General features: G+C 75.7%; 12 protein-coding genes. 7 read left to right on the top strand and 5 right to left on the bottom strand.

The window, feature by feature from the left end; genetic code table 11:
- Nucleotides 1-162: 162 nt before the first annotated feature.
- The 4 genes from rsrA to SNE206_RS13100 form a co-directional block, all read right to left on the bottom strand.
- Entirely contained in the window at nt 163-489 is a 327-nt protein-coding gene (gene rsrA, locus SNE206_RS13085; protein WP_405011654.1) for a mycothiol system anti-sigma-R factor, read from the bottom strand.
- Entirely contained in the window at nt 486-1,136 is a 651-nt protein-coding gene (locus SNE206_RS13090) for a sigma-70 family RNA polymerase sigma factor (protein WP_198524298.1), read from the bottom strand. Before SNE206_RS13090 ends, rsrA begins: the two co-directional genes overlap by 4 nt.
- Nucleotides 1,137-1,457: 321 nt before the next feature.
- Nucleotides 1,458-2,099, bottom strand: a complete 642-nt coding sequence (locus tag SNE206_RS13095) for an alpha/beta family hydrolase (protein ID WP_407913484.1) — start codon at nt 2,097-2,099, stop codon at nt 1,458-1,460.
- 138 nt (nt 2,100-2,237) lie between these two features.
- Nucleotides 2,238-2,990 (bottom strand): SOS response-associated peptidase, encoded by a 753-nt coding sequence (locus tag SNE206_RS13100; protein WP_407913485.1) that lies wholly within the window; start codon nt 2,988-2,990, stop codon nt 2,238-2,240.
- A gap of 134 nt (nt 2,991-3,124) precedes the next feature.
- Between SNE206_RS13100 and SNE206_RS13105 the strand changes: the two genes are divergently transcribed.
- The 7 genes from SNE206_RS13105 to SNE206_RS13135 all read left to right on the top strand — a co-directional run bounded on the left by SNE206_RS13105 (nt 3,125) and on the right by SNE206_RS13135 (nt 10,166).
- On the top strand, nt 3,125-3,838 hold the full coding sequence (locus SNE206_RS13105; protein ID WP_405011657.1) for a M50 family metallopeptidase: 714 nt from the start codon (nt 3,125-3,127) through the stop codon (nt 3,836-3,838).
- Between the two features lie 133 nt (nt 3,839-3,971).
- Nucleotides 3,972-5,291, top strand: coding sequence for a 3-phosphoshikimate 1-carboxyvinyltransferase (gene aroA, locus SNE206_RS13110; RefSeq protein WP_407913486.1), 1,320 nt, complete (start codon nt 3,972-3,974; stop codon nt 5,289-5,291).
- Between the two features lie 14 nt (nt 5,292-5,305).
- On the top strand, nt 5,306-6,361 hold the full coding sequence (gene rsgA, locus SNE206_RS13115; RefSeq protein WP_407913487.1) for a ribosome small subunit-dependent GTPase A: 1,056 nt from the start codon (nt 5,306-5,308) through the stop codon (nt 6,359-6,361).
- 127 nt (nt 6,362-6,488) lie between these two features.
- On the top strand, nt 6,489-6,812 hold the full coding sequence (locus SNE206_RS13120; protein ID WP_407913488.1) for a DMT family transporter: 324 nt from the start codon (nt 6,489-6,491) through the stop codon (nt 6,810-6,812).
- Nucleotides 6,813-6,928: 116 nt separating this feature from the next.
- Nucleotides 6,929-7,726 (top strand): histidinol-phosphatase, encoded by a 798-nt coding sequence (gene hisN, locus SNE206_RS13125; protein WP_407913489.1) that lies wholly within the window; start codon nt 6,929-6,931, stop codon nt 7,724-7,726.
- A gap of 218 nt (nt 7,727-7,944) precedes the next feature.
- The gene (locus SNE206_RS13130; protein WP_407913490.1) at nt 7,945-9,828 is read left to right on the top strand and encodes a nitrate- and nitrite sensing domain-containing protein; all 1,884 of its coding nucleotides are present in this window, start codon (nt 7,945-7,947) and stop codon (nt 9,826-9,828) included.
- Entirely contained in the window at nt 9,825-10,166 is a 342-nt protein-coding gene (locus SNE206_RS13135; RefSeq protein ID WP_405011663.1) for a DUF742 domain-containing protein, read from the top strand. Before SNE206_RS13130 ends, SNE206_RS13135 begins: the two co-directional genes overlap by 4 nt.
- A gap of 32 nt (nt 10,167-10,198) precedes the next feature.
- Here the strand turns inward: SNE206_RS13135 and SNE206_RS13140 are convergent, their stop codons facing one another.
- Nucleotides 10,199-12,127 carry a tetratricopeptide repeat protein gene (locus tag SNE206_RS13140; protein ID WP_407913491.1) on the bottom strand — a complete coding sequence of 643 codons (1,929 nt, stop codon included), beginning with the start codon at nt 12,125-12,127 and terminating at the stop codon, nt 10,199-10,201.
- Nucleotides 12,128-12,403: the final 276 nt, after the last annotated feature.

Genomic DNA, 12,403 nt, shown 5'->3' on the forward strand with positions numbered 1-12,403 from the left:
ACCGCAGTCGACGGGCGTTCAGCTCACCCGAACGAGTGAAGCCGCCCGGCGCGGGGGAACCGGTGCGGGGTCGCGCGGCTCCTTCGGGTGGCTGACGGGACGACAGCAGGGGCCGCCCACCGGAGTGTTCCCGGCGGACGGCCCCTGTCGGGTCGTTCCGTGCTACTCCGCGGCGGCCGCGGCGGTGGCCCCGTGCCCGGCCCCGCCCTCGGCGGTGATCTGGGCGGCGCGCTGGCCCGCCCGGATGGAGTCGATCCGGGCCAGCACCTTGGTGCGGAGGTCGACCGGCGTGTCGTCACATCCGCAGGAGCGCTTGATCAGGGCCTTGATGGCCTGTTCGAGCCCGTACTTCTCCAGGCAGGGGGAGCACTCCTCGAAGTGCACGCGCAGCTTGGCGCAGTCGCCCTCGGCCATCTCGTTGTCGAGGAATTCGTAGAGGTGGTCGAGCACCTCGCCGCACTCGGTGTCGTGCGGATCGCCGCAGCTCATGAGCCCGCGCCCTTCGCTTCCTGCCCTGCACCGCTGCCCGCCGGGACGAGCCCACGCTCACGGGCGTAGTCCTCCAGCATGCCGCGCAACTGGCGGCGGCCACGGTGCAGCCGGGACATCACCGTACCGATGGGTGTACCCATGATGTCCGCGATCTCCTTGTACGCAAAGCCCTCGACGTCCGCCAGGTACACGGCGATCCGGAATTCCTCCGGGATCGCCTGCAGCGCGTCCTTGACGTCGCTGTCCGGCAGGTGGTCGAGCGCCTGGGCCTCGGCGGACCGCAGCCCGGTCGACATGTGCGACTCGGCCCGGGCGAGCTGCCAGTCCTCGATCTCCTCGGCCGCCGTCCGCTGCGGTTCGCGCTGCTTCTTGCGGTACGAGTTGATGAACGTGTTGGTGAGGATGCGGTACAGCCACGCCTTGAGGTTCGTGCCCTCGCGGAACTGGTGGAAGGACGCATACGCCTTGGCGAACGCCTCCTGGAGCAGGTCCTCCGCATCGGCCGGGTTGCGGGTCATCCGCAGCGCCGCCGAGTACATCGGGTCCAGGAAGGCCAGGGCGTCGCGTTCGAACCGTTCGCGGCGGGCGTCCTCGCTCTCGTCGGCGGACACGCGGAACGTGTCCTCGCCGATCGCCTCGGCCAGCTCGTCACCGGTGAGCGCACCGCTCTCCGGCAGGCTGCCGCCCGGTACGGCCTCGTCCTCGGTCCCGACGACCGGACCCACCTCCTCGGTTCTGCGGGCCGGGCCCACGGCGGGCCGACCCGAGATGGAGGATATCGGGCCGACCGGCTTCTCGCCCGCGACAACCCATTCGGACCAGTCGGGCAGCAGGGAGTTCTGGGCCGAGCGCTCCTCCGGCCGTTCGGGGCACGCGATCGAACCCATGGGCACTGCCTGCCTTTCACCGGGACTGTCCTGACGACCGTGTAACCGCACGGCGGCCCGGGGCATTCCCGGCCGGCGTCAGCGGGCGGGCAGGACGCCGTCGAGCCAGGCCGCCACGGCGGCGGTGATGCCGGCCAGCGTCTCCTCCTGGCCGACCGGCGCCCGCTTGGGCACGGCGAAGCCGTGGCTGCCGTGCGGCACCTCGACCAGCGTGTGGCCGGCCGGCAGCGCGGGGAACTCCGCGGGTGTGCCGAAGGTGTCGGCGGCGCCCTGCACGACGAGGGTGGGCAGGCCTGAGCCGAGGAGCTCCTCCAGCCGGCTCTTCTCCGGCCGGCCGGGCGGGTGCAGCGGGAAGGCCAGGGCCAGGACGGCGACGGCGCCGGTGGAGGCGCCCGTCCGGCAGGCGACCCGGGCGCCGGCGCTGCGGCCGGCGGCGACCACCGGGGTGCCGGCCGCGGTGAGCACGGCCATCACCGGCCGCCACGCCTCGTCGAGGGTCTTCGGCGCCGGGCCGAGGCGCTTCCCCGCGACCCGCCAGGGCTGCTCGACCAGCGCGACCGTGACGCCGAGCGGCGGCAGGGCGGCGGCGAGCGCCAGGAGGTCGCGGGCCTCGGTGCCGCCGCCCGCGCCGTGGCCGAGGGCGAGCACGCCGCGGGGGGCGTCGGCGGGGTGGGTGGTGATCCGCGCGTCGCCGACCGGTGTCGGCACCAACTGCTGCATGGCGGCAGCGTAGTCCCGGCGGCCGGGCGGCCCGGGGCACGGCCCCGGCGCGGCCCGGCGCGGGGCAGGTCGGTTCGGGGCAGGTCGGTTCGGACGGCCCGGCGCGGGGCAGGCCGGCGCGGCCCGGCTCGGAACGGCTCAGAACAGCGTGGTGCGGTCGTCCTCGGTGAGCTCGCGGACGAGGTCCGGCCCGTTGTTGCGGATGTTGCCGACCGCCGCGCCGACCGGGTGCACCCGCAGGGCGCCGGGCGGGGGCGGCACGAGCAGGCCGCGCAGCGCGTCCGGGTCGGTGAGGCCGGGGTCGAGCCAGGCGTCGAAGGCGCCGGGGTCGAGGAAGAGCGGCATCCGCTCGTGGATCGGCGCGAGCAGCGGTTCGGCCCCGGTGGTGACGACGGTGCAGGTCACCCGCCAGGCGAGCGGGTCGTCGGCGGGGCGGGTGCGGTCGCGCCAGAACTCGTACAGGCCGGCCAGGGCGAGCGGGGTGCCGTCGGCGCGGGAGACGAAGTAGGGCTGCCTGGGGGGCCTGCCGAGCCCGCCGGGGACGGTCTGCCACTCGTAGTAGCCGTCGACCGGGAGCAGGCAGCGGCGGGCGGCGAAGGCCTGCCGGTAGGCGGGTTTCTCGTGCACGGTGTCGGCGCGGGCGTTGATCATCTTGACCGCGGTCTCCGGCGACCTCGCCCAGGCCGGCACCAGGCCCCAGCGCAGCACCCGCAGCTGCCGCACCGGCTGCCGCGACCCGTCCCTGGGGGTGCGTTCCAGCACGGCGTAGGCGGGGTCGGTCGGGGCGACGTTCCAGCTCGGTGCGATCGCCGCGGCGGGATCCCACTGCCGGACGCCGAACATCCCGACGATGTCCTCGGGCGTGGTGGTGGAGGCGAAACGGCCGCACATGCGGGTCAGCTTGCCACGCCGTTCCCGGCCGCCGCCGGGCGATCGGCGGAAGGGGATCCGAACCGGGCGCTACCGCCGTGCGTCCTGGCATGGGAGGCTGCCGGACCGGCACGACCACGGGAGGCGGGACGGGAATGGACATCGCGGACGTGTGGCAGCAGGTGACGGGCGTCCAGCCCGACCCGCCGCAGTGGCTGGTGCTGGTCACCGCCGCCGTGGCCCTGCTGGCGGTGCTGCCCGCGCCGATATGGCGCTGGAGCCGGACGGTCGTGACGATCGCGCACGAGGGCGGCCACGGGCTGGCCGCCCTGCTGACCCGGCGGCGGCTGTCCGGCATCAGGCTGCACTCGGACACCTCCGGGCTGACGATCTCCTCCGGGCGTCCGACCGGGCCCGGCATGATCCTCACCGCGGCGGCCGGCTACCTCGCGCCCTCGCTGCTCGGCCTCGGCGGTGCCGCGCTGCTCGCCTCGGGCCGGATCACCGCGCTGCTGTGGATCGCGATCCTGCTGCTGGCCGGGATGCTCGTGATGATCCGCAACGGCTTCGGCCTGCTCGCGGTGGTGCTGACCGGCGCGCTGTTCCTCGCGGTGTCCTGGTACGCGGAGAGCGGCACCCAGGCGGCGTTCGCGTACCTCGGGGTGTGGTTCCTGCTGCTGGCCGGCGTCCGCCCGGTGGTCGAGCTGCAGCGCAAGCGGCGCTCCGGCGGGGCCCCCGACTCCGACGCCGACCAGCTGGCCCGCCTGACCGGGGTGGGCGCGGTGCTGTGGGTGACGCTGTTCCTGGTGACCGCGCTGGCCAGCCTGCTGGCGGGCGGCAGCTGGCTGCTGGAGTGGCGCACCCCGTAGCCGTCCGCGGGGTGCGTGCCCACACCACCCGCACGGCGCCCGCACACCGCCGCCACGGAAGGCGCGCAGCACCCGCGTCCGCCATTCGAATGCGCACCGGTCGGGGGACGGGCGGCCCCCTAGACTTGGCGGCATGACCGATGCCCTGTGGCCCGCCCCCGTCGCGACCGCTGCCGTGGACGCGACCGTGACCATCCCCGGCTCCAAGTCGGCGACCAACCGCGCTCTCGTACTGGCCGCGCTCGCGGACAGCCCAGGCTGGGTGCGGCGCCCGCTGCGCAGCCGCGACTCCCAGCTGATGGCGGACGGCCTGCGGGCCCTCGGCGTGACCGTCGAGGAGACGGTCAACGAGGCGAGCGGCGGCACCGGCGGCGGCGAGGCGTGGCGGGTCATCCCGGCCGCCCAGCTGCGCGGCCCGGCCCAGGTCGACGTCGGCAACGCGGGCACGGTCATGCGCTTCCTGCCCCCGCTCGCGGCGCTGGCCGACGGCCCGGTGCACTTCGACGGCGACCCGCGCGCGTACGAGCGCCCGCAGCACGGCGTGATCGACGCCCTGCGCGTGCTCGGCGCCCGGATCGACGACGGCGGCCGCGGCGGCTTCCCGCTGACCGTGCACGGCACCGGCGCGGTCGACGGCGGCGCCGTCGACGTGGACGCCTCCTCGTCGTCGCAGTTCATCTCGGCCCTGCTGCTCTCCGGCGCCCGCTACAACAACGGCGTGGAGATCCGGAACACCGGCGGCACCGTGCCCTCGCTGCCGCACATCCGGATGACGGTGGACATGGTCCGCAAGGCCGGCGGCCAGGTCGACGCACCCGAGGACGGCGGCGAGAAGGACATCTGGCGGGTCACGCCGGGCGCCCTGATCGGCCGCGACGTCGTCGTGGAGCCGGACCTCTCCAACGCCGCGCCGTTCTTCGCCGCCGCGCTGATCACCGGCGGCCGGGTGACCGTCCGCGACTGGCCGAAGCACACCTACCAGCCGGGCGACCAGCTGCGGGACATCTACACGCAGATGGGCGGCGCCTGCCGCTTCACCGACGAGGGCCTGGAGTTCACCGGCACCGGCAGGATCCACGGGATCGAGGCCGACCTGCACGACGTCGGCGAGCTCACCCCGGTGATCGCCGCGGTCGCCGCCCTCGCCGACTCCGAGTCGCACCTGTACGGCATCGCCCACCTGCGCCTGCACGAGACGGACCGGCTCGCCGCGCTCGCCAAGGAGATCAACGACCTCGGCGGCGACGTCTCGGAGACCGAGGACGGCCTGCGGATCCGTCCGCGCCCGCTGCACGGCGGCGTCTTCCACACCTACGAGGACCACCGCCTGGCCACCGCCGCCGCGGTGATCGGCCTGGCCGTCGACGGGGTACAGGTGGAGAACGTGGCGACCACCGCCAAGACCCTGCCCGACTTCCCGCAGATGTGGGCCGACCTCCTCGGCCAGGGCTGACGGGGCCGGGCAGCATGCGCCGCTACGGCAAGGACGCCGACGAGGACGACATCCGCAACCGCCCGGGACGCAAGGGCTCCCGGCCGCGGACGCGGATCCGGCCCAAGCACGAGGACGCCGCCGAGGCGATGATCCTCACCGTGGACCGGGGCCGGCTGACCTGCCTGGTCGACGCGGGCACCAGGCAGGAGCGCGAGGTCGTCGCCATGAAGGCCCGCGAGCTGGGCCGCAAGGGCGTGGTGGTCGGCGACACCGTCGGCGTGGTCGGCGACCTGTCCGGGGAGCCGGACACGCTGGCCCGGATCGTCCGGGTCGCCGAGCGCACCTCCGTCCTGCGGCGCACGGCGGACGACGACGACCCGTACGAGCGGATCGTCGTCGCCAACGCCCAGCAGCTGGCCATCGTCACCGCGCTGGCCGACCCGGAGCCGCGGCCGCGGCTCATCGACCGCTGCCTGGTGGCCGCGTACGACGCGGGCATGGAGCCCCTGCTGGTGCTCACCAAGTCCGACCTGGCGCCGGCCGCGCCGCTGCTGGAGTCGTACGCGCCGCTCGGCATCTCCTACGTGGTGACGCGGCGGGACGAGCTGGAGACGGCCGGGGCGGAGGCCGTCCGCGAGCACCTGCGCGGGCGGGCGACGGTATTCATCGGGCACTCCGGCGTCGGCAAGACCACGCTGGTCAACGCCCTGGTGCCGCTGCACCAGCGGAGCACCGGGCACGTCAACGCGGTGACCGGCCGCGGCCGGCACACCACCGTGTCGGCGCTCGCCCTGCGGCTGCCGCCGCCGCCCGGCGCGAAGCCCGGCTCGAAGAAGGCCCTCGACCCGGGCTGGGTCATCGACACGCCGGGCTTCCGCTCGTTCGGGCTGTCGCACATCGACCCGTCCCGGGTGATCCTCGCCTTCCCCGACCTGGAGCCCGGCACGGAGGGCTGCCCGCGCGCGTGCAGCCACGACGAACCGGACTGCGCACTCGACGCCTGGGTCGCGGACGGCCACGCCGAGCAGCCCCGCCTCTACTCGCTGCGCCGGCTGCTCGCCAGCCGGGAGACGCGCGAGGGCGACTGACCGCCCCCGGGCTCCCCCGCCACAGGAACGCGGCCTGTCGGAGGTGTCGGACGGCACCCGGCCGGTGATCATAGGAAAGTCGGGCCCGGATCGGGCCGGCCTTCCGAGGGGCAAGGGAGTCAGCCCGATGGCATGGGCCATGGTGATCCTCGCCGGTCTGCTGGAGACCGGTTTCGCGATCAACCTCAAACTGAGCCACGGCTTCACCCGCATCTGGCCCACCATCAGCTTCTGCGCCTTCGCCCTCGGCAGCTTCGGGCTGCTCACGCTCTCCCTGAAGTCGCTTCCGGTCGGCTCCGCCTACGCGGTCTGGACGGGCATCGGCGCGGCCGGCACCGCGATCTACGGCATGGTCTTCCTGGACGAGTCCAGCAGCACCCTCAAGCTGGTCTCGATCAGCCTGGTGATCGCGGGCGTCGTGGGCCTCCAGCTCTCCGGCAGCGGGCACTGACCGGGGCACCGACCCCGGGCACCGACCCGGGCGCCGGAACCGCACGCGTTCGACCGGCTCGGTCCGTTGTGCGAGCCGCGCCGCCCGGACGGGCGCAGGGTCGCTAGGGTTTCGGCATGGCCGATTATCACGACGATCTCCGACTCGCCCACGTCCTCGCCGACTCGGCCGACTCGGTCACCCTGGAGCGCTTCAAGGCACTCGACCTGAAGGTCGAGACCAAGCCCGACCTCACCCCCGTCAGCGACGCCGACAAGGCGGCCGAGGAGCTCGTGCGCAGCGTGCTGCAGCGCGCCCGCCCGCGCGACGCGGTGCTCGGCGAGGAGTACGGCCTGCAGGGCTCCGGCCCGCGCCGCTGGGTGATCGACCCGATCGACGGCACCAAGAGCTACGTCCGCGGCGTGCCGGTGTGGGCCACCCTGGTCGCGCTGCTGGAGGAGGGCATCGACGGCGAGCTGCAGCCCGTGGTCGGCATCGTCTCCGCCCCCGCCCTGAACCGCCGCTGGTGGGCCGCGAAGGGCCTGGGCGCGTACGCGGGCCGCAGCCTCGCCAAGGCGAGCCGCATCCACGTCTCGGAGGTCGGCCGGATCGAGGACGCCTCGCTCTCGTACTCCTCGCTGAGCGGCTGGGAGGAGCGCGGCCGGCTCGACCCGTTCCTCGACCTGACCCGCGCCTGCTGGCGCACCCGCGCGTACGGCGACTTCTGGTCGTACATGATGGTCGCCGAGGGGGCCGCGGACATCGCGGCCGAGCCCGAGCTGAGCCTGTGGGACATGGCGGCGCCGTGCATCGTCGTGCAGGAGGCGGGCGGCCGCTTCACCGGCCTGGACGGCATCGACGGACCGAACGGCGCGGACGCGGTCGCCAGCAACGGGCTGCTGCACGCCGAGGCGCTGCACCGGCTCAGCGTGTGAACGGCGTCTGACGGCCCGTCCGACGGGCGTGTTTCGGCGGGTGGTCGGCGGTGTTGCCGACCACCCGCAGTACGTCCCGGGGGTCACTGAGGTCACGGCAACTCCCTTGCAACAGCCGGACCCTACGCTCGAAGGCGCAAGGGCCGGCAGTCGCTGCCGCGCCTTCCGTTCCCCGTGCGCCCACCCCGCCGGGCCACCCGCAAGGGGGACCTCCCGACGTGCCCACGCTCCGCAGCATCCGCCACCGGCTCGCCCTGCTCCTCGTCCTGCCGACCGGCGCCCTCGTGGTCCTGGGGGCCGCAGGCACCGCCGCCCAGGCGGGCCGTTACGCCGACGCCGGACGGACCGGCGACCGGGTGGCCCTCGTGGCCGCCACCGAGGAGTTCGTCCACCAGCTCCAGCGGGAGCGCGGCCTGACGGCGGGCCTGCTCGGCGGCGAGGAGTCCTTCCGCGACCGGCTCGGCCCGCAGCGCACCGCCGCCGACCAGGCCCGGCACACCCTCGACGAACACCTCGCCGCAGGCCCGCCGGGCGCCGACCGGGTCCGCAGCGCCCTCGGCGGCCTGAGCACGCTGGCCCAGCTGCGCGGCCGGGCCGACACCGGCGCGGCCTCCCGCACCGAGGCGCTCGGCTTCTTCACCACCGCCGTCACGGCCCTCGGGACGGCCGTCCTCGCCGACCGCGACGGCACCGGCGACCGGGCGCTCCAGGACGCGCTCGGCACCCTGCGCGCGCTCGGCGACGCCACCGAGGCCGCCGCGCTGGAGCGCGGCACGCTCAACGGCGTCCTCGCGGCGGGCGCGTTCAGGAACGGCGACTACCCGGCCTTCGTCCGGATCGTCGCCGTGAAGAACGCCGCGCTCGCCCAGGTGCCGCGCACCGCCACCGCCGCCCGCGCCGACGCGCTCGACGCGGTGCTGCGCAGCCCGGCCGCGGTGACGGCGGCCGGCATGGAGCAGCAGGCGCTGGACGGCTTCGCCGCCGGCCGGCTCCCGGTGCGCGCGGACGCCTGGTGGCAGGCGGCGTCGACGCTGGTCGACGACCTGTACGCGGTGCAGTCGCAGGCCGCGGACGAGAGCCTGGCGCGTGCCGGGGAGCTGCGTGCGGCGGCCCTGCGGGCGCTGCTGCTGGACGCCGGGCTGACGCTGGCCGCGGTCGCCGGGGCGGTGCTGCTGGGTCTGCTGGCCACCCGGTCGATCACCCGGCCGATGGCGGCGCTGGTCGGCGAGGCGGAGGAGCTGGCCGACCGGGTGCTGCCGGAGGCCGTGGAACGGGCCCAGGCGGGCGGGGAGGCGGTGGCACCGGGTTCCACCGCGGCGGCGGGCACGGAGGAGCTGGAGGTGCTCGGTGCGGCCCTGGACCGGGTGGCGGGCACCGCGCTGCGGCTGGCGGTCGAGCAGTCGGTGCTGCGGCGCAACACCGCGGAGTCGCTGGCCAGCCTGGGGCGGCGCAACCAGGCGCTGGTGAGCCGTCAGCTGGGCTTCCTGTCGACGCTGGAGCGCGGCGAGCACGACCCGGCGGCGCTGGCGAACCTCTTCGAGCTGGACCACCTGGCGACCCGGATGCGGCGCAACGCGGAGAGCCTGCTGGTGCTGGTCGGCGAGACCAGCCCGCGCCGCTGGGCGCAGCCGGTGGCGCTGGGCGACGTCGTACGGTCGGCGCTGGGCGAGGTGGAGGACTACCGGCGGGTGGTGCTGCGGCAGGTCGACGACGCGGCGGTGGACGGCGGTGCGGTGGCGGAGGTCGCGCACCTGCTGGCCGAGCTGATCGAGAACGCCCTGGCCGCCTCTCCCCCGGACACGGACGTCGAGGTGTTCGCCCGGCTCCGCCCGGACGGCTGCCTGATCGCCGTGACGGACCGCGGGCCGGGCATGGACGAGGCGGCGCTCGACCGGGCGAACGCGCGGCTGGCGGGCCGGGAGAGCTTCCTGGTGGGCCGGGACGGCCTGCTCGGCCACTACGTGGTGGGCCGGCTGGCGGAGCGCCTCGGCGCGGCGGTGCGGCTCGCCGCGGCGCCGGTGCACGGGGTGACGGCGACCGTGATCCTGCCCGCCGCGCTGCTGGCGCACGCGCCGGTGCCGGCGGGCGGGGTGCGGGCATGACGGGGTTCGAGACCGGCGAGGTGGTGCGCCCGTTCGTGATCACGGCGGGGCGGACGAGGCCGGTGCGGGACGAGCTGCGGATCGAGACCCTCGTGACGGCGCCGCCGGCCGCGCTGGCCGCGCCGCTGGGCTTCGAGCGGCACCGGATCGTGGAGCTGTGCCAGTACCCCCGGTCGGTCGCGGAGCTGGCGGCGCTGCTGCCGGTGCCGCTCGGGGTGGCGCGGGTGCTGGTGGCCGACCTCGCGGCGGAGCGGTACGTGCAGGTGCACGAGCGGGCGGCGGAGGACGTGTCGGTGGCGCTGCTGGAGCGCATCCGGGACGGCCTGATGCGGCTGTGAGGCGTGGACGGGCCCCCGGGCCCGCCCGGACGTCAGGCGCTGAGCTCGGCGTTCAGCGCACCGAGCAGCCGGGCCGCCCGCTCCGCGACCTCCGCAGGTCCGGCCTCCGCGGCCCGTCGGCACCAGCCCTCCGCCTGCACCGGCTCCCCGCGGCGCAGCGCGAGCAGGGCGAGCCGCAGCGCGGCCCGCCCGTGGCCCGCGTCGGCGGCCCGGGTGTACCAGATCATGGCCTCGTTCTCGCTGTCCTGACGGGCGAGCAGCAGCCCCAGGTTGAACGCCGCGCTGCGGCTGCCCGCCTCGGCGGCACGCCGGTACCAGTGCTCCGCGCTCTGCAGCTCGCCGCGCTCGGCCGCCCGCACGCCCATCCGCACCTGGGCGCGGCGGTGGTCCGCCTCGGCCGCGACGAGGTACCAGTGCTCGACCTCGGTCTCGGAGTCGCCGCGGCGCTCCAGCACCGAGGCGAGCCGGAACGCGCCCTCCGCCGAACCGGCCGCGGCGGCCTGCCGGTAGCGTTCGAGCGCCCCGCCCGGGTTGCCGCGCTGCTCGTGCACCACGGCCAGCTGGAGCGCGGCCTCGCCGTGCCCCTCGGCCGCCGCACGGGCGTACCACTCGTGGGCCTGCGGCAGTTCGCCGCGGCCCGCGTGCAGCACCCCGAGGTTGAAGGCGCCGTCCACGCTGCCCGCCTCGGCGGCCTTGGAGAACCACGGTTCCGCGCCGGACTCCTCGCCGCGCTGCAGCAGCACGACGGCCAGCGCGTTGCACGCCTCCCGGTGCCCGGCGTACGCGGCCCGGCGGTACCACTGCTCGGCCTGCGCCTCCCGGCCGGCGGCCGCGCACAGCAGGCCGAGGTTGAAGGCGCCGTTGTGGTCGCCGGCGTCCAGGGCTGCGCGGTACCAGCGCTCGGCGTCGGCGGCCTCGCCGCGGCCGGCGTGCAGGGCGCCGAGTGCGTTGGCGGCGTTGCCGTCGCCGGCCTCGGCCGCCTCCTGCCACCACTCGGCGGCGGCCACGAGGTCGCCGGTGTCGCGCAGCAGGAAGCCGAGCGCGCACGCCGCCCGCGGTTCGCCGTTCTGCGCGGACTGCCGGTACCAGCGGGCGGCCTCGTCGAGTTCGCCGCGCTCCTCCAGCAGCACGCCGAGCCGCAGCGAGGCGCGGGCGTGGCTGCGGGCGGCGGCGGTGCGGTACCACGTCTCGGCGGTCTCCTTGTCGCCCGCCGACTCGCGCATCCGCGCCAGCCGGTACGCGGCCTCGCGGTGGCCGGCCTCCGCGGACGCCTTGAACCAGCGCTCGGCGCGGACGTCCCGCCGGTGCTCCATCAGGTCGCCGAGCGCGTAGGCCCCGAGCGGGTGGCCGTGCTCGGCGGCGAAGTGCAGCCAGTACTCGGCGGCCTCCTCCTCGCCCTGGTCGCGCAGTTGCAGGCCGAGCGCGTGGGCGGCCGGCGCGGAGCCGGCGACGGCGGCCTGCCGCCACCACTGGGCGGCCTCGGCGCGGTGGCCGCGCTGGTGCAGCAGCACGCCGAGGTTGTTGGCGGCCGCGCGCAGGCCTGCCGCGGCCGCGGACCGCAGATACGGTTCGGCGTCCTCCAGTTCGCCGCGGCGCAGCAGCAGCGCGCCGAGCTGGCTGGACGCGTTGGGGTCGCCGGCGTCCGCGGAGGCCCGGTGGCGGGTCTCCAGGGCGGCCTGTTCGCGGGCGGCGAGCGCGGTCTCGAAGCTCGCCTCCTCCTCGGGTTCCCCGGAGGGCTCGTCGGTGGTGGCCGGGTAGCGGCCGACGGCCTCGACCAGCTGCTGGGAGGAGATCCGGACGAGGCTCTCCGGGCCGGAGCTCCGCTGGGCGGGCAGGCCCTGCTGGGTGTCGTCGGCGGACTGCGCCCAGGCGTCGGTGTCGACCTCGGCGTGCACGCGTCCGGCGCGCGCGCCGCCCGGTGCGGGTCCTGCCCCCGTGTCGTTCCTGCCGATCAGCTTCATGCCGGCTCCTGCTCCCCCAGAGTGCTACGGCATCCGCCGGGGGCGCCGGTGTGAACGGCTGCAGCCCCCCTGCCCGTTCGATGGGGAGTCAACAGCCTTTCCGCATCCCCCATGTGGTCCATCGTCGCATCACCCGGAGCCCGCGTACACCGCCCCCGGGCGATGTCCGGCGGAGGCGGGCCGACGCCGGCGGGCACCGCCTCGGCGCTTTGTCGATTTCCCGACATCAGGCTGCGCAAACCCCGGCGGTGACGGCAGGCCTGGCCGACCGCGTCG

Source organism: Kitasatospora sp. NE20-6 (assembly GCF_045862635.1).